This is a genomic window from Actinoplanes awajinensis subsp. mycoplanecinus, from assembly GCF_001509495.1.
Lineage (GTDB): Bacteria > Actinomycetota > Actinomycetes > Mycobacteriales > Micromonosporaceae > Actinoplanes > Actinoplanes palleronii.
The window spans coordinates 61,270-85,761 of the sequence record NZ_LLZH01000013.1 but is presented as its reverse complement, the minus strand read 5'-3'; the positions used below and the strand labels follow the sequence as shown (position 1 = coordinate 85,761).

Here is a 24,492-nt window from a genome sequence, read left to right as displayed (position 1 = left end):
CGTCAGCCCTTCTTGGCCGCGTCGTTGACGGCCTTGATGATCCCGGCGACGTCACCCTTGCCGGCGAGCAGGTTCACGACGCCGACGTTGAGCGCGTTGCCGACGTTCTGGCCGTAGACCGTGTCGAGCCACTGCGAGACGTACGGTGCCTTGTTGTAGGCGTCGAGAACCGCCTTGAGGTAGTCCTCGGTGATGGTGCCCTGCGCCTGCTTGTTGACCGGCAGCGAGTTGAAGGCCTTGTAGTAGGCCTGCTGCACGTCCGCGGTCAGGATGTAGTTGAGGAAGTCGGTGCACTCCTTCGGCGCCTGGGCCGAGCAGGAGTAGCCGTCCGCGCCGCCCATCACCGCGGCCGGGTCACCCTGCCCGCCGGGCACCGCGGGGAAGGGGAAGAAGCCCAGGTCGGGCAGCGGCTTGGTGTCCTTGGTCAGCGAGGCGATCACACCCGGGTCCCAGGTGCCCATCAGTTCCATGCTCGCCTTGTGGTTGGCCACCAGGCCCGCCGAGCTGCCCGCACCCTGCTGCGCCGAGGTGGTCAGGAAGCCGTCGTTGAACGGCTTGGTGTCGGCGAACGCCTTGAGGTCCTCGCCGGCCTTGGTCCAGCACGGGTCGGTGAAGTTCTTGTCCTTGGCGGCGGTGTCGAGCGCGGCCTGGCTGCAGGCCCGCAGCGCGAGGAAGTAGTACCAGTGCGCGGCCGGCCACGCGTCCTTGGCACCGAGGGCGATCGGCGTGCCGTTGGCCTTGAGCTTGCCCGCCGCGGTGGTGAGATCCGCCAGCGTGGTGGGTGTCGTGGTGACACCGGCCTTCTTGAACAGGTCCTTGCTGTACCAGAAGCCGCCCGGCAGGATCGAGACCGGCACCGCGTACGCCTTGCCGTCGACCTGCCCGGTCTTGAGGCTGGCCTCGCCCACCGCCTGCTTGGTCGCGTCGGTGATGTCGCCGGTGATGTCCTTGAGCTGGCCGGCCTCCACCATCGCGGCCATCTTCCCGCCACCGCGCTGCAGGAAGATGTCCGGCGCCGAACCGGAGTTCAGCGCGGTCTGCAGCTTGCCGTCCAGGTCCTCGTTCTGGATCGACTGGACCTTGATCTTGACGGTCGGGTGGGCGGTCTGGAAGTCGGCGACCGCCTTCTCCCAGAACGCCTTGCCCGGACCGGTGGTGGAGTTCTGCCACAGGTCCATCTCGACGGTGCCGCCCGATCCGGAGCTGCTGTCGTCGTCGCCCGAGCAGGCGGCCATGCCCAGCGTGCTCATCGCCATCGCCACCACGACGGCCAGGGTCCTGTTGGGTCTCATGAAAGCCCACCTCTTCGGTAGCGAAAGTTTCGGAATGTTTCCGGAATGTGGCGCTCAAACTATGAACCAAGTCATAGCGATGTCAAGATGGTGATCAGACCGATGCAGTGAGTACCGGGTGTTTTTTCGCCAATCTGAGGCGGGAAGATCACCGGCGATGCCGCATGGGTTAGTGCCAAAACTTGCGAGATTTTTACCGAAACTCTCGGAGAAACAGGAACCTATGATCATCCAAGCCGTCATCAACGTGGACCTCGACGGACCACGGATCAACCGGCACGTCTACGGGCATTTCGCCGAGCACCTGGGCCGCTGCGTCTACGGCGGTTTCTACGTCGGCGAGGACTCCGACATCCCGCACGAGGGCGGCATCCGCCTCGACGTGGTCGACGCGCTGCGCGCCCTGGACATCCCGAACCTGCGCTGGCCGGGCGGGTGCTTCGCCGACGAGTACCACTGGCGCGACGGCATCGGACCCAAGGACGAGCGGCCGGTCATGGTCAACACCCACTGGGGCGGCGTCGAGGAGAACAACCACTTCGGCACCCACGAGTTCATGGCCCTCTGCGAGCTGCTCGGCGCCGAGCCCTACATCAGCGGCAATGTCGGTTCCGGCACGGTGCGGGAGATGAGCGAATGGGTGGAGTACCTGACCCGCGCCGGTGACTCGCCGATGGCCCGGCTCCGCGCCGCCAACGGCCGGTCCGAGCCGTGGCCGGTGCGGTTCTGGGGCCTGGGCAACGAGGCGTGGGGCTGCGGCGGCAACATGACCGCCGAGCACTACGCGCAGGAGGCCCGCCGCTACGGCACCTACTGCCGCGACTACGGCGACAACCAGCTCTACAAGATCGCCGCGGGCGCCAACGCCGACGACTACGCCTGGACCGAGAGCCTGATGAAGCAGCTCGGGCACCTGGGCTGCCAGCACGTGCGCAGCACGGCCTTCCACGCGGTGTCCGTGCACTACTACACGGTCACCGGGCCCACCTGGGAGGAGAAGGGCTCGGCCACGGTCTTCGACACCGGCGAGTACTACACGACGATGGCCGCCGCGGCCCGCATCGAGCAGCTGCTCGCCGGGCACACGGCCGTGCTGGACTGCTACGACCCGAACAAGAGCGTCGGGCTGGTCCTCGACGAGTGGGGCACCTGGTTCGACGTGGCCCGCGGCACGAACCCGGGCTTCCTGTACCAGCAGAACACGCTGCGCGACGCCCTGGTGGCGAGCGTGCACTTCGACGTCTTCCACCGGCACGCCGACCGCCTCGTGATGGCCAACATCGCGCAGACGGTGAACGTGCTGCAGGCCATGATCCTCACCGACCCGGACTCGAAGGCCATGGTCCTCACGCCCACCTACCACGTGTTCCGGATGAACCGCGGGCACCAGGACGCGACGGCGCTGCGGGTCGATTTCCGTACGGCGCTGCCGTCGCGGCCGGTCGGCGACGCGACGCTGACGACCGTCTCGATGTCGGCCAGCCGCAAGGACGGCCGGCTGCTCGTGTCACTGTCGAACCTCGACGCCACGGCCGCCGCCGACGTGGAGATCGACCTGCGCGGCGGCACGGCCGGCGACGTGGCGGCCGTGATCCTGACGGCGGTGGCGCTGCAGGACCACAACACGCCGCAGGCGCCCGCGGTGGTGGCGCCGCGGGCGTACGACGGGGTGACGGTGGACGGCGGGACGCTGCGGGTGCACCTGCCGGCCCACGCGTTCGTGACCGTCAGCGCCGGGCTGTAGGCCGGCCGGGGCAGGTCAGCCGGTGCGGTAGGTGGCCTGGTCGAAGTCGGCGTAGCCGCCCTCGGCGCCCAGGTCCTGCACCCAGAGCCCGACGAAGGCGCCGGTGAAGCCCCAGGCCTCGGGCTCACCGGGCGCCGCCGTCGCGGCGTACTCGTCGGACAGGGTGGTGGCGTCGAAGGTCCGGCCCACCTCGTGCCAGCCGGATCCGGGCTCGGTGGTCCAGGCGAAGGTCAGGGCCGGGCCGTCCAGCCGGGCGCGCAGGCCCACCCGGCGGACCGTGCCGAGCGGGACCCGGACGTCCGGCACCGTGGTGACCCGCCCGCTGTCACAGGCCAGCACGTCGAGCACCACACCGCCGTCGTCGTCGGCGGTCATGTGCAGGTAGTACCAGTTGCGGGAGTTGTAGTAGGCGGTGATCCCGGCCAGTTGCCGGAAGCTGCGGGGCTCGGACTCGCACGTCGCCTCGAACGTGCAGCGCCGCGCGGTCACCCGGCGGGCCACCAGGCTCGGCCGGTGCCGCGCCATCGGCGACTGGCCACCGTGGATCCGCAGGTGTGACGGCCGGGCGGCCAGATCCACCCAGTCCGGTGCGGCAGGGCGCCGCAGCGTCGACCACGCGGCGCTCAACGTCGTACCCTCGAAGTGATCTTTATCGGTCTGTTGGGCCGGCGGCTCGGACGTCACGGCGGTGCCGGAGGGTGCCGCGACCTGCTCGGCCGGGACACCGTCGCGGATCCGCGGCCACGCGCCGGTCGGCCAGTCCACCTGCTGCAGGGCGGTCTCGCGGCCGAGCACACACCGGTCGCTCGGCGCATACGGCCGGCCGACCAGGTGCGCCAGGTACCACTCGCCGGCCGGGGTCTGCACGAGACTGCCGTGCCCGGCCTTCTGCAGCGCCAGGTCAGGCCGCCCGGCCGAGGTCAGCAGCGGGCCGGCCGGATCCACCTGGTAGTCGCCGAGCAGCCGCCGGGAGCGGGCGACGGTGACCTGATGCGTCCAGGTGGTGCCGCCCTCCGCGGTGACCAGGTAGTACCAGCCGTCCTTGCGGTAGATGTTGGGCGCCTCGGTGAGCCCGGCCTCGGTGCCCTCGAAGATGACATGTTCCGGACCGGTCAGGCGGCGATGCCGGCGGTCGTATCGCTGCGCGGAGATGCCGGCGAACCGGTTGCGGCCGGGGCGCCAGTCGGCGCGCATCGACAGCATCCAGGTCGTGCCGTCCTCGTCGTGGAACAGCGAGGCGTCGAACCCGCGGCCGTGCAGCACCACCGGATCCGACCAGGGCCCGGCCATGCTCGGCGCGGTGACCAGGTAGTTCTGCGGATCCCAGTAGCCACCGGCGAACGTCGCCACGTCCGTGTAGACCAGGTGGAACAGCCCGTCGGCGTAGGTGAGGCTGGGCGCCCAGACACCGCACGAGTCGGCGGTCCCGGTCAGGTCGAGCAGGCGCCGCTCGGTCAGCACGCCGCCGAGCGGCCGCCAGGAGACCAGGTCGGTCGAGTGGTGCACCCGCACGCCCGGATACCACTCGAAGGTCGACGTGGCGATGTAGTAGTCGGCGCCGACCCGCAGGATCGAGGGATCCGGATGGAAGCCCGGCAGTACCGGGTTGCGGATCACGGCGGTGGCTGTCTCGGCGATGGGGCGGCCATCGAGGTCCGTCATGGCGAGGATCGTCACCTGCCGGCCACGAGCTGTCAACAACTCTCGGAATGAAAACGGAAATATCGATCTTGGTCAACCCGCCGTGATCCGGGCCATAGGCGCAGGTGGTGGCGGCCTGTGGCCCGGATTGTCATGGAGGTTCGCCGTCGTTCGAATTTCTAAAATTCTTGATGGTACGACCGTCTCCGGAAGTTACGAAGCACCGGCGCTCGCCGGTCAACCACCGCAGGCGGTGCCGTTGAGCGCGAAGCCGGTGGGCGCGCCCACCGCGCCGGTGTGTCCGGCCTGGAACCCGATGCCGATCGACCCGTTCGCCGGGATGGCGGCGTTGTAGGCGACGTTCGTGGCGTTCACCCGTCCGGTGGCCGGCGCGTAGGTGGCGTTCCAGCCGCTGGTGATGCTCTGCCCGGCCGGCAGGGTGAAGTCCAGCGTCCAGCCGTTGATCGCGGTGGCGCCGGTGTTGGTGACGGTGAGACTCGCGGTCAGGCCGGTGTTCCACGAGCTGATCGACGCCGTCACCCGGCAGGTCCCGGTGGCCGGCGGGCTGGTCGACGGGCTGCTCGACGGGCTGGTCGACGGGGTGCCGGTGGAGCCGTCCAGCCCGAGGAAGGACACCGCGTAGCCGAGCTGCCCGGTCTGCGGGAGCTGGTGCCCGATCCCGGCGATGCTGACGCCCTCGACGGTGGCCTGGGTGCCGGTCGTGCCGTACCGGGTCCGGGTCCAGGACGACTGCGGGTGGTCGGTGAAGGCCGGGTTCGGCCCGAGGCCGTGCAGGTCGGTCCACTGCTTGATCTCCTCGCCGAAGTTCGGGTAGGCGAGGGTGGTGTCGGTGGTGCCGTGCCACAGCTGGATCCGCGGGTACCGGCCGGTGTAGCCGGGATACATCGCGCGGGCCTGGTCACCCCACTGCCGCGCCGTCTTGATCAGGTTGCCGCCGGAGCAGGTGCTGTTCCAGAGCGAGCCGTTGGTGGTGGCGAAGCAGCCGGCCGGCACACCGGAGAACGCCGACGCGGCGGTGAACACGTCCGGGTACTGCGCGGCGAGCACCGTGGTCATCATGGCGCCGGAGGAGAAGCCGCTGACCACGATCCGCGCACTGTCCACGTGGTATCGGGCCCGTGCCCAGCTGACCATGGACATGATGCCGGTGGAGTCGCTGCCGCCGTCGCGGCGCAGCGCCTGCGGGCTGGACACGTCAAAACACTTCTCGCTGCGGGTGGCCTCGGGCAGCACCACGACGAAGCCGTACCGGTCGGCCGCGGTGAGGAAGTCCTTGCCGTTGCCGCCGGCGATCGCGCCGGCGGAACCGCCGCAGTAGTGCACCAGCACGAGCAGCGCCGGCGTGGCCGCCACCCGGTCGGGTACGTAGGTGTACATCTTCAGGTTCGTCGGGTTGGCGCCGAAGCCGGTCACCGGGACCAGCGAGGCGGCCGCGGCGGGCCGGGCGACGACCAGTCCGGCGGCGCCGATCAGCAGGGACAGCGCCGCGACGAGGGCGGTGCGCACCATCGGTTTCATGCGACTCACCTCACGGCGCAGGTCAGGGGCGGGGTGGTGGCCGCGTCGCCGGTGGCGAGCAGGCCGAAGGTCACGCCGGCGCCGGGCGCCACCGACCCGTTGTAGGTCGCGTTGGTGACGGTGACGGTCCCGCCGGTGCTGGTCAGCGAGCCGTTCCAGACCTGGCTGACCGCCTGCCCGGCCGGCAGCGTCCAGCTCACCCGCCACCCGGTGACGGCTGCCGCCCCGGTGTTCGACACGGTGATCTCCGCCTGGAAACCGCCCTGCCAGCTGTTGACCACCCGGTACGCGGTGGCGCAACCACCGCCGGGTGTGGTGGAGGGGGTCGTCGAAGGCGTCGGTGACGACGGTGCCGGTGACGACGGCGTCGTGCTGGGCAGCTGGGTGAAGAAGTTCCAGATCTCGCCGCCGGTCCAGGTGCGCGCGCCGTTCGTGCTCGTCGACCCGTCCACCGGCTCCGGGGTGTGGTCGCCGTCGAAGGCGGCCCAGCGCACCGGATAGCCGGCCCGGCACCCGGTGTAGTCGGTGACGATGTGCGTCAGGCTGCCCCGGGCCGGCTCGGCCGGACTCCGGGCCGCGCACCCGTTGGCGCGGACGAAGGTGTCCCGCACGCCCCGGCCGAGCGAGATGTCCAGCACGCTGTCGTGAGTGCCGTGGATCCCCAGGTACGCCACCGGCTGGGTGCCGCCGGAGCAGCCGCTCAGGTTCGCGCCGGAGAGCACCGCGACGGCCCGGAACACCGCCGGGCGGGCGCACGCGACGGCGTAGCTCATCGCGCCGCCGTAACTCCAGCCCAGCGCGAACAGCTGCGAGGTGTCCACGCACAGGTCGCCCTCGACCAGCGCGGTCAGGTCGTCGACCAGGGTCAGGTCCCGGCCGCCGGTGTTCGCCCAGCCGTTGTCGATGCCCTGCGGCGCGACCAGGATCGCGCTGTTGTCCGACAGGCGCTGCTGGCCGTAGTAGGCCCAGGTGGCGCCGGCCGCACCGCCGGTGGCGACGTCGGTCGCGGTGCCGTTGAGCCAGTGGAAGGCGAAGATCAGTTTGTACGGGCGGGTGCGGTCGTAGCCGTCCGGCACCCGCAGGACGTAGGTGCGGTTCTGGCCGCCGCTGCGGATGGTGCGGGTGCCGCTGGTCAGCGTCGGGGCCTTGCCGCAGCCGGCCGTGGCCGCCGTGGCGCCGGCCGGTGCCGCGGCCGCGGTGGCGCCGAGGACGCCGGTGAGCATCGCGGCGGCCGTCGCCAGGGCGGCGAGGGCCGCGGTCAGGGGTGCGAGTGTGCGTCGGGACATGGGGTGTTCCCTTCTCCGGCGCCGGCCGCGCAGGACCGGCGCCGGGTGAGCCTCGAAACGGGGGCGGGTCAGCCTGCCGTGCAGACCGGCGCCGGGTGGGCCTCGAAACGGGGGAGCGGGTCAGCCGGCGGAGCAGTTCGGCGTCGCGGTGGGGCCGGCGCCGGTGCCCTGGAAGCCGAACTCGGTGGTGCCGCCGGCCGCGAGCTGTCCGTTGTAGGCGACGTTGCGGAAGCTCACCGTGCCGGCCGTGCCGCTGCTGGTGGCGCTCCAGGCGCTGGTCACCGCGCTGCCGGAGGGCAACGTCACGCCGACGGTCCAGCCGTTGACGGGCGCGGAGCCCGCGGTGACCCGGACGGTCGCGACGAACCCGCCGTTCCACGAGTTGAGCGACACCGACGCGCTGCAGGCGCCGCCGGGCTGGGGCGAGGTGCTGGTGCTGGGCGACGGCGACGACGGCGACGGCGACGACGGCGCGGGCGAGGTGGTGCTGCCGCCGGCGTTGAGGGCGTTGAGGACCGAGGTGTACGCGGCCTTCTTGTTGCCGGAGTTGTCGAACAGCAGCGGGTTCTCGCCGGTGCGCCACGAGTCGCTGTCCCGGATGCCCCAGACGGTGATGCCGGTGCACCGCGACACGGCCATGCACGCGCGGGTCACGCTCGCGTAGATGCCGGCCTGGTTGCCGCCCTGCGCGACGTCGAGCTCGGTGATCTGCACGTCCACGCCCAGGTCGGCGAAGCGCTGCAGGTTGGCCTGGTAGTCACCGGGAATGCCGGTGCCCAGGTGGGACTGGAAACCGACGCAGTCGATCGGGACGCCCCGCGCCTTGAAGTCCTTGACCATGTTGTACACGCCGGTCGACTTCGCGTTGACGCCGTCGGTGTTGTAGTCGTTGTAGCAGAGCTTGGCATTCGGGTCGGCGGAGCGGGCAGCCTTGAACGCGGCCTCGATCCAGTCGTTGCCGGTGCGCTGCAGGGTGGAGTCGCGCCGCGCGCCGCTGCCGCCGTCGGCGAAGGCCTCGTTGACCACGTCCCAGGCGTAGATCTTGCCCTTGTAGTGCGTCGCCACCTGGGTGACGTGGTTGATCGCCGCGCTGCGCAGCGCGCTGCCGGACAGCGACTGGGCCCAGCCGGGCTGCTGGGCGTGCCAGAGCAGGGCGTGCCCGCGGACCTTGGATCCGTTGGACAGGCCCTGGTTGAGGATGCGGTCGCCGTTGGTGAAGGTGAACCGCCCCTGTGACGGTTCGGTGGCGTCCCACTTCATCTCGTTCTCCGGGGTGACCGCGTTGAACTCGCGGGTCAGGATGCCGGTGTAGGTGGCGTCACCGAGCTTGCCGGCGGCGATCGCCGCGCCGTAGTAGCGGCCGGACTGCGCGGCCGAGGCGCCGAGCGTGCTGGCGGCCTCGGCGGTGCCGATCACGGCGACGCTGGCCGCGACGGCGACGCCGACGGCGGCCGAGGCCAGCAGCAGGGAGCGGCTCTTGCTGAACAGGGACATGGTGGGGAACCTTTCCGAACGGGGGAGGACGGAGCGTGGGAGCGCTCCCGGCTATGGTGGCAGCGCATTTCCGAGAACCGCAAGACGCGACCATTTCCCGCACGCCGGCATAACAATTCCGGCGCCACCGGAAATTTGATCGGCCGGAAGTGTTATGCGGCGGGGGGCTGCGGAGTCGTCGCCGGACTCGCAAAAGGCCTCTTGAATGTCCGGAAACATCCTGGCAATGTGCGGAAGCAAGCTGTTAGCGCTCCCATCCTCAACCGGCAAACCGCTAGGCCCCGCCCGGACCAGTGGTCAATGCGGTGTGAGCGATAACAGGAAGCCAACCGATCACCAGGGAGGCATATCCCCATGCCCAGAAGAAGACGGTGGTTGCTCGCGGCCCTCCTCGCCGCCGCCGGTGTCCTCGTCGTCCCGCCCGGGGCGACCGCCGCGGAATCCAACGGTGGCACCCGGGTCATGCCGCTGGGCGACTCCATCACCGAGGGCACCCAGGTGCCCGGCGGCTACCGGATCGGCCTCTGGCAGCGGATGGCCGCCGCCGGATACCGGGTCGACCTGGTCGGCTCGCAGGTCAACGGCCCGGCCGCGCTCGGCGACCACGACCACGAGGGCCACCCCGGCTGGCGCATCGACCAGATCGACGCGAACATCGGCGGCTGGCTGCGCACCAGCACCCCCCGCACGGTGCTGCTGCACCTGGGCACCAACGACATCCTGCAGAACTACAACGTCTCCGGCGCACCGGGCCGGCTCGCCACCCTGATCGACCACGTCACCGCGGCCGCGCCGTCGGCGGACGTCTTCGTGGCCACCCTGATCCCGCTGGCCAACTCCGGTCAGGAGGCCGCCGCCCGCACCTTCAACGCGGCCCTTCCCGGCATCGTGCAGAGCCGGGGCTCGCGGGTCCACCTGGTCGACATGCACGCCGCGCTCACCACCGCCGACCTGATCGACGGCGTCCACCCGACCGCGGGCGGCTACGACAAGATGGCCGCCACCTGGTACGCGGCCCTGCGATCGGTGCCCGGATCGATCGGTGACCCGTCCACCGGCACCGGCGCGGCGCTGGTCGGCACCGCGTCCGGCCGCTGCCTGGACGTGCCGAACGGCAGCACCGCCAACGGCACCCAGCCGATCATCTGGGACTGCAGCGGCGCCGCGAACCAGCGATGGACCTACGACGGCCAGACGCTGCAGGCGGTCGGCAAGTGCCTCGACGCGCCCACCGGCGCCACGGCCGGCACCAAGGCGCAGCTGTGGGCCTGCAGCGGCGCCACCAACCAGCGGTGGGCGTTCACCTCCGGCGCCACCATCCGCAACGCCGCGTCCGGCCTGTGCCTGGACGTCAGTGGCAACGCCACCGCCAACGGCACCACCACGATCCTCTGGACCTGCACGGGTTCGGCCAACCAGCTCTGGACGAGGCGATGAAAACGAAACTGAGGGCCATGCTCGCTGCCGGACTGCTGCTGCTCGCCGGCGCGGCGACCGTCCTGCCCGGCTCCGCGGCCCGGGCACTGGACAACGGGGTCGCCCGCACCCCGCCGATGGGGTGGAACAGCTGGAACACGTTCGGCTGTAACATCAGCGAGACCCTGATCCGGCAGATGGCCGACGCGATGGTCAGCAGCGGCATGCGCGACGCCGGCTACCAGTACGTCGTCGTCGACGACTGCTGGTTCAACCCGAACCGGGACGGCTCCGGGAACCTGCAGGGCGACCCGACCCGGTTCCCCAGCGGGATGAAGGCCCTCGGCGACTACCTGCACGGCAAGGGCCTGAAGTTCGGCATCTACCAGGGCCCGCTGGACAAGACCTGCGCGCAGTACTTCAACAGCTACCCCGGCGCCACCGGCAGCCTGGGGCACGAGGCGCAGGACGCCCGGCAGTTCGCCGCCTGGGGCGTGGACTACCTCAAGTACGACTGGTGCTCACCCACCGGCACCATCACCGAGCAGGTCACCACGTTCGCGAAGATGCGTGACGCGCTCGCCGCGACCGGCCGCCCGATCGTCTACAGCATCAACCCGAACAGCGTGCACGCCAAGACCGGCCCGCAGCGCAACTGGGGTGACGTGGCGAACCTGTGGCGCACCACCGAGGACATCAGCGACGCCTGGGACACCGGGCAGACCAACGGCTACCCGATGGGCGTGAAGAACATCGTCGACGTCACCGTGCCGCTGGCCGGTTACGCCCGGCCCGGGCAGTTCAACGACCCGGACATGATGGAGGTCGGCCGCGGCGGCATGACCGACACCGAGCAGCGCAGTCACTTCGCGCTCTGGGCGATGCTGGCCTCCCCGCTGATCGCCGGCAACGATCTGCGCTCGATGAGCGCGGCCACCCAGGGCATCCTGAAGAACCCCCGTCTCATCGCGATCAACCAGGACACCCTCGGCCTGCAGGCAACCCCGATCTCGTACGACGGCACGCGCCGGGTGCTGGCCAAGCGGCTGGCGAACGGTGACGTCGCGGTCGCCCTGTTCAACCAGGGCGGCTCGGCCACCACGGTGTCGACCAGCGCCGCCGCGATCGGCAAGTCCGGCAGCTCGTTCACCCTGCAGGACGCCGGGAGCGGCGCCACCACGACCACCACCGGCACGATCAGTGCCAGCGTCCCCGCCCACGGCACGGTGGTCTACCGGGTCAGCGGCGGGACCAGCACCCCGGCGACCACCACCACGGTCGTCAGCGCCGCCTCGGGCCGCTGCCTGGACGTGCCGAACGGCGCCACCGCCAACGGCACGCAGCCGGTGATCTGGGACTGCAACGGCGGCACGAACCAGCGCTGGACCACCTCGGGCGCGAGCCTTCAGGCGCTCGGCAAGTGCCTGGACGCACCGTCCGGGGCCACCGCCGGGGCCAAGGTGCAGCTGTGGGACTGCACCGGCGGCACCAACCAGCAGTGGACGTTCGCCGCCGACGGCACCGTCCGGGGCACCGCCTCCGGGCTCTGCCTGGACGTCGACCACAACCTGACCGCCAACGGCACCGTGGTCCTGCTGTGGACCTGCAACGCCGCCGCCAACCAGCGATGGAGCCGGGTCTGATGGCCAGGAGATCGTTCGCCGGCCTGCTCTGCGCGCTCGCCATGGTGGTGCTGACCGCGGCCGTCCCGTCCGTGGCGCACGCGGACAACCCGATCGTGCAGACCGTCTACACCGCCGACCCGGCGCCGCTGGTCCACAACGGCCGGGTCTACCTCTACACCGGCCACGACGAGGACAACTCGACGTACTTCACCATGAAGGAGTGGCGGGTCTACTCGTCGGCCGACATGGTCAACTGGACCGATCACGGCTCACCGATGAACCTCGGCACGTTCAGCTGGGCGAGCGCGAACGCGTGGGCCGGCCAGGTCGTCGCCCGCAACGGCAAGTTCTACTGGTACGTCCCGGTCACCAACCGGTCGACCGGGCGGATGGCCATCGGTGTCGGCGTGGCCACCAGCCCGACCGGGCCGTTCACCGACGCGATCGGGCGCCCGCTGGCCGAGAACGGCGAGATCGACCCGACGGTGTTCATCGACGACGACGGCCAGGCGTACCTCTACTGGGGCAACCCGAACCTCTGGTACGTGCGGCTGAACGCCGACATGATCAGCTACAGCGGCGCGGTGACGCAGATCCCGCTCACCACGGCCGGGTTCGGCACCCGCACCGGCACCCCGAGCCGGCCCACGTTGTACGAGGAGGGCCCGTGGGTCTACAAACGCAACGGGCTCTACTACAACGTCTTCGCCGCCAAGTGCTGCTCGGAATTCATCGGCTATTCGACCGCGCCCGGGCCGACCGGGCCGTGGACCTACCGCGGCACCGTGATGGCCACCCAGGGCGGCAGTTTCACCAACCACGCGGGCATCGTCGACTTCAACGGCGGCTCGTACTTCTTCTACCACAACGGCGCGCTGCCCGGCGGAGGCGGATACACCCGCTCGGTCGCCGTGGAGAAGTTCACCTACAACGGTGACGGCACCCTCCCGACGATCACCATGACCTCGGCCGGTGCGGCGCAGAACGGGACGCTCAACCCGTACGTCCGGCAGGAGGCCGAGACGATGGCCTGGAGCTCCGGGGTCGAGACCGAGCCCGCGAGCGGGGGCGGCTTGAACGTCGGCTACCTCGACAACGGCGACTACGTCAAGGTCAAGGGTGTCGCGTTCGGATCCGGCGCGACCTCGTTCACCGCCCGGGTCGCCTCGGCCGGCGCCGGCGGCCGTATCGAGGTGCGGCTGGGCGGGCCCACCGGCACGCTCGCCGGGACGTGCACGGTGCCGGTGACCGGGGGCTGGCAGACCTGGACCACCGTCAGCTGCCCGGTCAGCGGCGCGACCGGCACCCGGGACCTGTACCTGCGGTTCACCGGCGGGAGCGGCTATCTGTTCAACGTCGACAGCTGGCAGTTCGCCGGTGCGAGCGCGGCCCGGGGCGGCGCGCCCGTACCCGGCGACGCGTCGATGCGTTGAGGCGCGTCGATCTGGTCCATAATCGGAGCCCCTGCGCGTGGTGATGGTGGCGAGGAACATGGCAGTGACCCGGATCGGCGGCTCCGGCCTGGTGCGGGCGGCCCAGGGCGGTGACCGTGCCGCGCTGGACGCGCTCGTCGCGGCCCACCTGCCGATGGTCTACACGCTCGTCCGGCAGGCCCTCGACGGGCACCCCGACGTCGACGACGTCACGCAGGACATCATGCTGCGCGCCCTGCGGCAGCTGCCGTCACTGCGGTCGCCGCACAGCTTCCGGCCCTGGCTGGTGGCGATCGCGCTGCGCCAGATCAGCACCCACCAGCACCGGACGACCCGGGACGCCGACCGGGTCGTGCCGCTCGACGAGGCCGGTGAGGTGCCGGACTCCGGCGCGCGGTTCGAGGGCCTCGCCGACCTGCACGTCGAGCTGTCGGCGCAGCGCCGCCAGGTGCGCCGGGCCGGTCGCTGGCTGGACCCGGACGACCGGATCCTGCTGGCCCTGTGGTGGCTCGAGGTGGCCGGGCGGCTCACCCGGGCCGAGCTGGCCCAGGCGCTCGGCATCACGGTGGTGCACGCCGGTGTGCGCGTGCAGCGCATGCGCGCGCAGCTCGAGCTGGGCCGGGCCCTGGTGGCGGCCCTGGACGCCCGGCCCGGGTGCCCGCGGCTGGCACAGGAGCGGGCCGGCTGGGACGGGGTGCCCAGCCCGCGGTGGCGCAAACGGCTGGCCCGGCACGTGCGGGACTGCGCGTGGTGCACCCGCGCGGCCGGGGACGCCATGCCCACCGACCGGTTGCTGCCCGCGCTGGTGCTGCTCCCGGTGCCCGTGACCCTGACCGCGGCGGCCCTGGCCAAGACCGCCGGTGTCGGGGGAGCGGGGTGGACGCTGAGCGCCGGCACGGCCGCCGCCGCCGGCAAGGCCGGGGTGCTCGGGCAGCTGGCGACGCTGGCCGCGGCCCATCCGGTGGTGGCCGCAGTGACCGCCGGGACCCTGATCGTGGGCGCGACGGCCGGCGCCGTGGCGGTGACCACCCCGGAGGCGCCGCGCCCGTCGACGATCGCGCAGACGCCGCGGCCGTCGACGGGCGCGGCGCCGACACCGGGGGCACCCAGCGCCGCCCCCAGCGCGGCGGCGACGAGTGCGACGGCGTCCCGCGCGGCGCCGAGTGCGTCCGCCGGTGCCCTGCGCACCGGCCCGGCGTCGCTCGAGGCGGCGAACGCCACCGGACGCTACGTCACGGCGGCCGACAGTTTCGGCATCCTGACCGCGGTCAGCGCCGGCAACACCGTCTCGGCGCGGCGCCAGTCGACCGTCCGGGTGGTGACCGGGCTCAACGACCTGGACTGCTTCTCGTTCCGCACGGCCGACGGCCGGTACCTGCGGCACCTGTCGTGGCGGCTGCGGGTCGACGGCGGGGACGGCTCCAAGCTGTTCCGCGGGGACGCCACGTTCTGCCCCGGGCCCGGCACGGTCGCCGGCTCCGTCACGCTCGAATCGTCGAACTATCCCGGATGGTTCCTGCGGCACCGCGGCGACGAACTGTGGGTGGACCAGTCCGACGGCACGACCGCGTTCCGCGCCGACGGTTCCTTTCTGGTCCGCCCGCCGCTCGCCGGCTGATCCGACCACGGCACCGGCCCGCACATAACAGAAAACGACGGCATCTTTCCCCACCGATTCCGGAAGTATTTTTCCGCGAACTGTTATGCGGTTCTCGCCGCGTTGGTCGCGCGGTCAAGGAATTGAAACACCCCGAAACCTTCTGGCAATATCCAGTCCATAAATGTGAGCGCTCCCATTTTGGTTCCGGACGAGAAATCCCGATGCGAGGAGTGGACGATGAGGGCTCGCCCCGAAGTGCCGCGCCGGCCGTGGCGCCTGCTCGCCGCCGCGCTGACCGTCGTGCTGGGCGCGGCGGTCGCGGTCGCCGCCGCCGCACCGGCCGCGTCGGCCGCCACGATCGACACCAGCGCCTCCTACGTGCTGGTCAACCGGTCCAGCGGCAAGGCGCTGGACCTGTACAACATGGCCACCACCGACGGTGCGCGGATCACCCAGTGGACGCGCAACGACCAGGCGCAGCAGCAGTGGCAGTTCGTCGACTCCGGTGGTGGCTACTACCGGCTCAGGTCGAAGCACTCCGGCAAGGTCCTGGACGTCTCCGGCGCCTCGACCGCCGACGGCGGCGCGATCGTCCAGTGGACCGACAACAACGCCGCGAACCAGCAGTTCAGCGTGCAGGACGTCGACGGATACCTGCAGCTGATCAACCGGAACAGCGGCAAGGCCGTCGAGGTGCAGGGCGCGTCGGCCGCGGACGGCGCGAACATCGTGCAGTACGCCGACTGGAACGGCGCCAACCAGCAGTGGCAGCTGGTGAAACTCGGCGGAGGCACCCCCTCCACCGGCACGTTCAGCAACCCGGTGGTGTGGCAGGACTTCGCCGACGGCGACATCATCCGGGTCGGTGACGCCTACTACTACTCGGCGTCGACGATGCACTACTCGCCGGGTGCGCCGATCCTGCGCTCCTACGACCTGGTGAACTGGGAGTACGCCGGCCACTCGGTACCCCGGCTGGACTTCGACTCCGCCGCCTACGACCTGTCCGGCGCCCGCGCGTACGTCAAGGGCATCTGGGCGTCGGCGTTCAACTACCGGCCCAGCAACAGCACCTACTACTGGCTGGGCTGCACCGAGTTCAACCGCACGTACGTCTACACCGCGTCCGCGGTCGACGGCGCCTGGTCGAAGAAGGCCCGGCTCAACACGTGCTACTACGACGCCGGGCTGCTGTTCGACAACGACACCCCGTACGTGGCCTACGGCAACGGCACGATCAGCGTCGCCCAGCTCTCCGGCGACCTGACCTCGCAGGTGCGCTCGCAGACCGTCTACACCACCCCGTCGAGCGTCGGCACCCTCGAGGGCGCGCGGATGTACAAGCGCGGCAACTACTACTACATCTGGCTGACCCGGCCGGCCAACGGGCAGTACGTGCTGCGCTCGACCAGCCCGTTCGGTCCGTACGAACAGAAACAGGTCCTTCTTGATCTTCCTGGGCCGATCTCCGGGGGCGGGGTGCCGCATCAGGGCGGTCTCGTGCAGACCCAGGCCGGTGACTGGTGGTACATGGCGTTCACCGACGCCTACCCCGGCGGCCGGGTGCCGACGCTGGCCCCGATCACCTGGAGCAACGACTGGCCGGTGCTGACCACCGTGAACGGCCGGTGGGGCGCGAGCTACCCGAAGCCGGCCATCACCACCACGAAGACCGTCACGCCGATGACCGGAGCGGACACGTTCACCGGCAGTGCGCTCGGACCCCGCTGGGAGTGGAACCACAACCCCGACACCGGCAAGTTCAGCGTCGGCAACGGACTGCGGCTGTCCGCCGCCACGGTGACCAACGACCTGTACAACGCGCGCAACACGCTCACCCACCGGATCCAGGGCCCGACGTCGACCGCCACCGTCGAGCTGGACTACTCGCAGATGGCCAACGGCGACCGGGCCGGGCTGGCCATGCTGCGCGACTCCTCGGCCTGGATCGGCGTCCGCAAGGACAACGGCGCCACCCGGGTGTCGATGACCAATGGGCTGACCATGAACTCCAGCTGGGCCACCACCGGCACCGGCAGCGAGGCGGCCGGCGCGAGCGTGAGCGGCGGCAAGCTCTGGCTGCGGGTCAGCGCCGACATCCGGCCCGGCTCCGGGCGCACCGCCACGTTCTCCTACAGCACCAACGGCAGCACGTTCACCACCCTGGGCCCGGCGTTCACCCTCACCAACGCCTGGCAGTTCTTCATGGGCTACCGGTTCGGCCTGTTCAACTACGCCACCCAGGCCCTGGGCGGCGCGGTGACGGTCAACCGGTTCGACCTCAGCACCCCCTGACCCCGTTCCCCCCGAGGAGTTCGAGATGACAGTGGTTCCGCAGACCGCACCACCGCGCCGGCGCTTCAAGGGCGCGCTCGCCGCGCTGATCGTGATGGTCGGCGCGGGCAGCCTCGCCGTCACCGCGCTGCCGGCGTCCGCCGCGACGATCGACACCAGCGCCTCCTACGTGCTGGTCAACCGGACCAGCGGCAAGGCGCTGGACCTGTACAACATGGCCACCACGGACGGCGCGCGGATCACCCAGTGGACGCGCAACGACCAGGCGCAGCAGCAGTGGCAGTTCGTCGACTCCGGCGGCGGCTACTACCGGCTGAAGTCCAAGCACTCCGGCAAGGTCCTCGACGTCTACAACCTGTCGACCGCCGACGGCGGCGCGATCGTGCAGTGGACCGACAACAACACCACCAACCAGCAGTTCAGCGTGCAGGACGTCGACGGGTACATCCAGCTGATCAACCGGAACAGCGGCAAGGCCGTCGAGGTGCAGGGCGCGTCGACCGCGGACGGCGCGAACATCGTGCAGTACAGCGACTGGAACGGCGCCAACCAGCAGTGGCAGCTGGTCAAGCTCGGCGGCGGCTCGACGCCGAGCTCGCCGCCGCCGTCCGGTTCGTGCACGCTGCCGACGACCTACCGCTGGTCGTCGACCGGCTCGCTGGCGAACCCGCGGTCCGGCTGGGTGTCGCTGAAGGACTTCACCGTCGTGCCCTACAACGGCAAGCAGCTGGTCTACGCCACCACGCACGACACCGGGTCGAGCTGGGGCTCGATGAACTTCACCCCGTTCACCAACTGGTCGGACATGGCCTCGGCGAGCCAGAACGCGATGAGCCAGGGCACCGTGGCGCCGACGCTGTTCTACTTCGCGCCGAAGAACATCTGGGTGCTGACCTACCAGTGGGGTCCGACCGCGTTCAGCTACAAGACCTCCAGCGACCCGGCCAACCCCAACGGCTGGTCGTCGGCGCAGACCCTGTTCACCGGCAGCATCTCCGGTTCCGGCACCGGACCGATCGACCAGACGCTGATCGGCGACGGCACGAACATGTACCTGTTCTTCGCCGGTGACAACGGCAAGATCTACCGGGCCAGCATGCCGATCGGGAACTTCCCGGGCAGCTTCGGGTCGTCGTACACCACGATCATGAGTGACTCGACGAACAACCTGTTCGAAGCGCCGCAGGTCTACAAGGTGCAGGGCCAGAACCAGTACCTGATGATCGTCGAGGCGATCGGGTCCAACGGGCGCTACTTCCGCTCCTTCACCGCGAGCAGCCTGAGCGGGTCGTGGACGCCGCAGGCCGCCACCGAGAGCAACCCGTTCGCGGGCAAGGCCAACAGTGGCGCGACCTGGACCAACGACATCAGCCACGGCGAGCTGATCCGCACCAGCGCCGACCAGACCATGACGGTCGACCCGTGCAACCTGCAGCTGCTCTACCAGGGTCGTTCGCCGAGCTCCGGCGGTGACTACGGGCTGCTGCCGTACCGGCCGGGCCTGCTGACCCGGCAGCGCTGACCGGCTCGCTGAACCACCCCGGCGGGCCGCCCCTATCGGCCCGCCGGGGCCCATCCCCAAGGAGCGAACCATGACCCCGTTCCCGATCAGTCGCCGCGCCCTGTTGCAGGCCGCCGGCGCCGGCGCGGTGGCGACCACCCTCGGTGGCACCTCCCGCGCCGAGGCCGCCGTGGTGGCGCCCGTCCGCGCGGACCTCGGCGTCGCGGCCTACCCGTTCGGCCTCGGCCAGGTCCGGCTGACCGCCGGGCGCTGGCTGGACAACCAGGCCCGCACCGTGAACTACCTGCGGTTCGTCGACGCCGACCGGCTGCTCTACAACTTCCGGGTCAACCACGGCCGGTCCACCGCAGGTGCCGCCGCCAACGGCGGCTGGGACGCACCGAGCTTCCCTTTTCGTACGCACATGCAGGGGCACGTCCTGACCGCGTGGGCGCAGGCCTGGGCGGCCCTCGGTGACACCATCTGCCGCGACAAGGCCGTCTACCTGGTCGCCGGGCTGGCCGCCTGCCAGGCGTCGAACGGTTACCTCTCCGGATTCCCGGAGTCGGACTTCACCGCCCTGGAGGCCGGCACGCTGTCCAACGGCAACGTGCCCTACTACTGCGTGCACAAGACGCTCGCCGGGCTGCTCGACGTGTGGCGCCTGATCGGCGACACCACCGCCCGCGACGTGCTGCTGCGCCTCGCCGGGTGGGTCGACACCCGCACCGCGCGGCTGACCGGCACGCAGATGCAGACCGTGCTGCGCACCGAGTTCGGCGGGATGAACGAAGTGCTCGCCGACCTCTACCAGCAGACCGGCGACACCCGGTGGCTCACCGCCGCGCAGCGCTTCGACCACGCGGCCGTGTTCACCCCGCTGGCCGCCGGCGCCGACCAGCTCAACGGGCTGCACGCCAACACCCAGGTGCCCAAGTGGGTCGGCGCCGTCCGCGAGTACAAGGCGACCGGCACGACCCGTTACCGCGACATCGGGCTCAACGCCTGGGCCATCACCACCGGCGCGCACACGTACGCCATCGGCGGCAACAGCCAGGCCGAGCACTTCCGCGCCCCGAACGCGATCGCCGGATACCTGACCACCGACACGTGCGAGCACTGCAACACCTACAACATGCTCAAGCTGACCCGGGAGCTGTGGCTCACCGATCCGGACCGGTCGGCGTACTTCGACTTCTACGAGCGGGCGCTGCTCAACCACCTGATCGGCGCGCAGAACCCGGCCGACAGCCACGGGCACATCACCTACTTCACGCCGTTGAAGGCGGGCGGGCGCCGGGGCGTGGGGCCGGCCTGGGGCGGCGGCACCTGGTCGACCGACTACACCAGCTTCTGGTGCTGCCAGGGCACCGGTGTGGAGACCAACACCAAGCTGATGGACTCGATCTACTTCTCCGCCGGGACCACGCTGACGGTGAACCTGTTCACGCCGTCGGTGCTGACCTGGGCCGAGCGGGGCATCACGGTCACCCAGGCCACGTCGTACCCGGTCAGTGACACCACCACGCTGACGCTGGCCGGCCCGATGAGCGGATCGTGGAGCATCCGGGTCCGCATCCCCGGCTGGACCTCCGGCGCGACGCTCACGGTCAACGGCGTCACCCAGAACGTCGGCGCCGCCGCGGGCAGCTACGCCACCGTGACCCGGGTCTGGGCCGCGGGGGACGTGCTGACCGTCCGCCTGCCGATGCGTGTGATCATGCAACCGGCCGGTGACAACCCCGCGGTGCAGGCCATCACGTACGGCCCGGTGGTGCTGGCCGGCAACTACGGCAGCACGACACCGGCGGGCAACCCGGCACTGACCGTGTCGTCGATCGCCCGGACCGGCGCCGGCAGCCTGGCCTTCACCGCCACGGCCAACGGCGTCCCGGTCCAGCTGGGCCCGTTCCACGACGCGCACGGCTTCAACTACGCCGTCTACTGGAACACCGCCGGCTCCGGCGAGAGCACCTACCAGTTGGTGAACGCGGCCTCCGGGCTGGTCCTGGGTGTGCAGGACATGTCCACCGCGGACGGTGGCCCGGCCGTGGTCTGGGGCGACACCGGCACCGCCGACCACCGGTGGGCGCAGATCGCCGACGGTGGAGCGGTCCGGTTCCGCAACGTCAACAGCGGCAAGGTCCTCGGCGTCGAGAACATGGCGACCACGGACAACGCCCGGGTCCTGCAGTGGGCCGACAACGGCACCGCCGACCACCGCTGGACCCTGCTGGCCAACAGCGACGGCTCCTGTCGCATCCGCAACGTCAACAGCGGCAAGGTGCTCGCCGTGCTGAACGCCTCGAGCGCCTGGGGCAGCCCGGTGGTCCAGGAGTCCGACAACGGCAGTGCCGACAACAACTGGCGCCTGGTACGCGTCGCCTGATCGGAGGAATCGTGCACAGATCCAGAATCCTGGCCTCGGCCGGCGCCGCGCTGCTGGCCACGACGGCGGTGGTGGCGGCGAGGCCCGCCGACGCCGCGGCGGCCGGCTGCTCGGTGGGCTACACCGTGACGTCGTCCTGGCAGGGCGGGTTCGGCGCCAGCGTGGCGATCACCAACCTGGGTGATCAGGTGTCCGGCTGGACGCTCACCTGGTCGTACGGCGCCGGGCAGACGGTCACCCAGGCGTGGAACGCGACGGTGACGCAGAGCGGCTCGGCGGTGACCGCGACGAACGTGAGCTACAACGGCGCGATCACCACGAACGGCACGGTGTCGTTCGGCTTCAACGGCGCGTGGACCGGCAGCAACCCCGTACCCTCGAGTTTTGCTCTGAACGGGGTGACCTGCACCGGTGGGACCACGCCGGCCTCGCCGTCGCCGTCGTCCCCGTCGCCGTCCACCTCGCCCTCGACGCCGGGCGGCACGTGCCCGCTCCCGTCGAGCTACCGCTGGACCTCGACCGGCTCGCTGGCCGAACCGAAGTCCGGGTGGGTGTCGCTGAAGGACTTCACCAACGTCGTCTACAACGGCAAGCACCTGGTCTACGCGTCGAACGTCTCCGGCTCCGGGTACGGCTCGATGAACTTCACCCCGTTCACCAACTGGTCGGACATGGCCTCGGCGGGCCAGAACGCGATGAGTCAGGGCACCGTGGCGCCGACGCTGTTCTACTTCGCGCCGAAGAACGTCTGGATCCTGGCCTACCAGTGGGGTCCGACCGCGTTCAGCTACAAGACCTCCAGCGATCCGACCAACGCCAACGGCTGGTCGGCGGCGCAGACGCTGTTCACCGGATCGATCACCGGGTCCGGCACCGGCGTGATCGATCAGACGCTGATCGGTGACGGCACGAACATGTACCTGTTCTTCGCCGGGGACAACGGCAAGATCTATCGGGCCAGCATGCCGATCGGGAACTTCCCGGGCAGCTTCGGGTCGTCGTACACCACGATCATGAGCGACTCGACGAACAACCTGTTCGAAGCGGTCGAGGTCTACAAGGTGCAGGGCCAGAACCAGTACCTGATGATCGTCGAGGCGATCGGGAGTCAGGGCCGCTACTTCCGGTCGTTCACCGCGAGCAGCCTGGGCGGGTCGTGGACGCCGCAGGCCGCCACCGAGGGCAACCCGTTCGCGGGCAAGGCCAACAGTGGCGCGACCTGGACCAACGACATCAGCCACGGTGACCTGGTACGGAGCAACCCGGACCAGACCAAGACCGTCGACCCGTGCAACCTGCAACTGCTCTACCAGGGCAAGAACCCGAACGCCGGTGGCGCCTACGACCAGCTGCCGTGGCGGCCGGGCCTGCTCACCCTGCAGCGATAGCGGCTGCCACCGACGCCGCGGGCCGTTCCGTCGGGGAGACGGCCCGCGGCGTCGCTGTGCCCCGGTCCGAAACTCTCGAGATTATTATCGGTAGTTTTGGAAGCGACTTTCGCGGATTCAGCGTCGTTCTGAGGCCTGAAATGCCTGTTCAGCGTGTTGGTGGCCGTTCTGATACTTCCGGAGCGATTCCGGAAGTACTTGTTTCGCCGGTGTTACCGTGCCAGCATGACGAGGCATTGAAGTCCATCGCTTTCGATTCGGGCTCTGCGTTCTCTCGCTCTCCTTCACCCACACGGCGGCCACGGCTGTCGTCCGGGTGCTGCCCGGCGCCCGGACGCACGGCCGACACAGGGAGGCATTCATGGAAAGCAGATCTCGCGTCCGCACCCGGACGTTGCTGGCCGGCACCGCGGCCGCCGTCGCCGCGTTCAGCGCCCTGATGGTGATGCCGGACGCGAACGCCGCGGCGAGCACCCTGGGCGCCGCCGCCGCGCAGTCGGGCCGCTACTTCGGCACGGCGATCGCCGGCAGCCGGCTCAACGACTCGACCTACACCACGATCGCCGGGCGTGAGTTCAACATGATCACGGCCGAGAACGAGATGAAGCCGGACGCCACCGAACCCAACCGGGGCCAGTTCAGCTTCAGCGCCGGCGACCAGATCTACAACTGGGCGACCCAGCGCGGCCTGAAGGTGCGCGGGCACACCCTCGCCTGGCACTCGCAGCAGCCGGGCTGGATGCAGAGCCTCAGCGGCAGCACCCTGCGCCAGGCGATGATCGATCACATCAACGGGGTGATGGCCCACTACAAGGGCAAACTCGCCGCCTGGGACGTGGTCAACGAGGCGTTCAACGAGGACGGCAGCCGGCGCAACTCCAACCTGCAGGGCACCGGCAACGACTGGATCGAGGTCGCGTTCCGCACCGCCCGCGCCGCCGACCCGTCGGTCAAGCTCTGCTACAACGACTACAACATCGAGAACTGGTCCTACGGCAAGACGCAGGGCGTCTACAACATGATCCGCGACTTCAAGTCCCGCGGCGTGCCGATCGACTGCGTGGGCCTGCAGACCCACTTCACCGGCGGCAGCTCGCTGCCCGGCAACTTCTCGACCACGCTGCAGAGCTTCGCCGCCCTCGGCGTGGACGTGGCCCTGACCGAGGTCGACGTCACCAACGCGTCCACCTCGCAGTACGCCGGACTGACCCAGGCCTGCATGAACGTGCCCCGCTGCATCGGCATCACGGTGTGGGGTGTGCGCGACAGCGACTCGTGGCGTTCCGGCGAGAGCCCGCTGCTGTTCGACGGCAGCGGCAACAAGAAGGCCGCGTACACCTCGGTGCTCAACGCCCTCAACGCCGCCGGCCCCGGCACGTCCTCGCCGACACCCAGCGGTGGCACCGGGTCACCGTCACCGTCGACGTCGGCCACCCCGGGCACCGGGAGCCGGATTCTCGGCGCCCAGTCCGGCCGGTGCGTCGACGTGCCCAGCTCCTCGCAGACCGACGGCACGCGGGTCCAGCTCTACGACTGCAACGGCCAGACCAACCAGCGGTGGACGCTCACCTCGAGCAAGCAGCTGACCGTCTACGGCAGCAAGTGCCTGGACGCGGCCGGCTCCGGCAACGGCGCGGCCGTGCAGATCTACAGCTGCAACGGCCAGGCCAACCAGCAGTGGAACGTCAACAGCAACGGCACCATCACCGGTGTGCAGTCCGGGCGCTGCCTGGACGTCTGGGGCACCGGCAACGGCCAGCAGGTGCAGCTCTACGACTGCAGCGGGCAGGCCAACCAGCGATTCAGCCTCAGCTGACCCGCCCGCTCCTGACGCGCGGCGACCGGGTGA

The 24,492-nt window shown here is 70.3% G+C and carries 15 protein-coding genes; 10 read left to right on the top strand and 5 right to left on the bottom strand.

Going from position 1 to position 24,492, the window contains the following annotated elements:
• Positions 1–2 precede the first annotated feature (2 nt).
• Positions 3–1,292: an ABC transporter substrate-binding protein gene (locus ADL15_RS03780; protein WP_067685169.1), complete on the bottom strand. Its 1,290-nt coding sequence runs from the start codon at positions 1,290–1,292 to the stop codon at positions 3–5.
• A 223-nt stretch (positions 1,293–1,515) separates the two neighbouring features.
• On the opposite strand from ADL15_RS03780, the gene ADL15_RS03775 reads away from it, so the two are divergent.
• Complete coding sequence (locus ADL15_RS03775) at positions 1,516–3,036, top strand: alpha-N-arabinofuranosidase (RefSeq protein WP_067685168.1); 1,521 nt, start codon at positions 1,516–1,518, stop codon at positions 3,034–3,036.
• A 15-nt stretch (positions 3,037–3,051) separates the two neighbouring features.
• On the opposite strand, the gene ADL15_RS03770 is transcribed toward ADL15_RS03775, so the two are convergent.
• From ADL15_RS03770 to ADL15_RS03755, 4 genes are all read right to left on the bottom strand, one after another.
• A complete protein-coding gene (locus tag ADL15_RS03770; RefSeq protein ID WP_067685167.1) occupies positions 3,052–4,698 on the bottom strand; it encodes a glycoside hydrolase family 43 protein in 1,647 nt (548 codons plus the stop codon).
• A 216-nt stretch (positions 4,699–4,914) separates the two neighbouring features.
• Positions 4,915–6,216 carry an extracellular catalytic domain type 1 short-chain-length polyhydroxyalkanoate depolymerase gene (locus ADL15_RS03765; protein ID WP_198170506.1) on the bottom strand — a complete coding sequence of 434 codons (1,302 nt, stop codon included), beginning with the start codon at positions 6,214–6,216 and terminating at the stop codon, positions 4,915–4,917.
• A 5-nt stretch (positions 6,217–6,221) separates the two neighbouring features.
• On the bottom strand, positions 6,222–7,502 hold the full coding sequence (locus ADL15_RS03760; RefSeq protein ID WP_067685166.1) for a cellulose binding domain-containing protein: 1,281 nt from the start codon (positions 7,500–7,502) through the stop codon (positions 6,222–6,224).
• Positions 7,503–7,622: 120 nt separating this feature from the next.
• The gene (locus ADL15_RS03755; protein WP_067685165.1) at positions 7,623–8,996 is read right to left on the bottom strand and encodes an endo-1,4-beta-xylanase; all 1,374 of its coding nucleotides are present in this window, start codon (positions 8,994–8,996) and stop codon (positions 7,623–7,625) included.
• Positions 8,997–9,350: 354 nt separating this feature from the next.
• Between ADL15_RS03755 and ADL15_RS03750 the strand changes: the two genes are divergently transcribed.
• The 9 genes from ADL15_RS03750 to ADL15_RS03710 all read left to right on the top strand — a co-directional run bounded on the left by ADL15_RS03750 (position 9,351) and on the right by ADL15_RS03710 (position 24,459).
• Positions 9,351–10,433, top strand: a complete 1,083-nt coding sequence (locus ADL15_RS03750) for an RICIN domain-containing protein (protein WP_067685164.1) — start codon at positions 9,351–9,353, stop codon at positions 10,431–10,433.
• Positions 10,434–10,450: 17 nt separating this feature from the next.
• Positions 10,451–12,055, top strand: a complete 1,605-nt coding sequence (locus ADL15_RS03745; protein ID WP_232343878.1) for a glycoside hydrolase family 27 protein — start codon at positions 10,451–10,453, stop codon at positions 12,053–12,055.
• The gene (locus tag ADL15_RS03740) at positions 12,055–13,470 is read left to right on the top strand and encodes a glycoside hydrolase family 43 protein (RefSeq protein WP_067685381.1); all 1,416 of its coding nucleotides are present in this window, start codon (positions 12,055–12,057) and stop codon (positions 13,468–13,470) included. Before ADL15_RS03745 ends, ADL15_RS03740 begins: the two co-directional genes overlap by 1 nt.
• 58 nt (positions 13,471–13,528) lie before the next feature.
• A complete protein-coding gene (locus tag ADL15_RS03735; RefSeq protein ID WP_067685160.1) occupies positions 13,529–15,088 on the top strand; it encodes a sigma-70 family RNA polymerase sigma factor in 1,560 nt (519 codons plus the stop codon).
• Between the two features lie 219 nt (positions 15,089–15,307).
• Entirely contained in the window at positions 15,308–17,365 is a 2,058-nt protein-coding gene (locus ADL15_RS03730; protein ID WP_067685158.1) for a family 43 glycosylhydrolase, read from the top strand.
• A gap of 25 nt (positions 17,366–17,390) precedes the next feature.
• Positions 17,391–18,887, top strand: coding sequence for a non-reducing end alpha-L-arabinofuranosidase family hydrolase (locus ADL15_RS03725; protein ID WP_067685156.1), 1,497 nt, complete (start codon positions 17,391–17,393; stop codon positions 18,885–18,887).
• A 70-nt stretch (positions 18,888–18,957) separates the two neighbouring features.
• Complete coding sequence (locus tag ADL15_RS03720) at positions 18,958–21,255, top strand: beta-L-arabinofuranosidase domain-containing protein (protein ID WP_157441143.1); 2,298 nt, start codon at positions 18,958–18,960, stop codon at positions 21,253–21,255.
• Between the two features lie 11 nt (positions 21,256–21,266).
• Positions 21,267–22,643 carry a non-reducing end alpha-L-arabinofuranosidase family hydrolase gene (locus ADL15_RS52615; protein ID WP_067685380.1) on the top strand — a complete coding sequence of 459 codons (1,377 nt, stop codon included), beginning with the start codon at positions 21,267–21,269 and terminating at the stop codon, positions 22,641–22,643.
• A gap of 361 nt (positions 22,644–23,004) precedes the next feature.
• Complete coding sequence (locus ADL15_RS03710; RefSeq protein WP_067685154.1) at positions 23,005–24,459, top strand: endo-1,4-beta-xylanase; 1,455 nt, start codon at positions 23,005–23,007, stop codon at positions 24,457–24,459.
• Positions 24,460–24,492 lie beyond the last annotated feature (33 nt).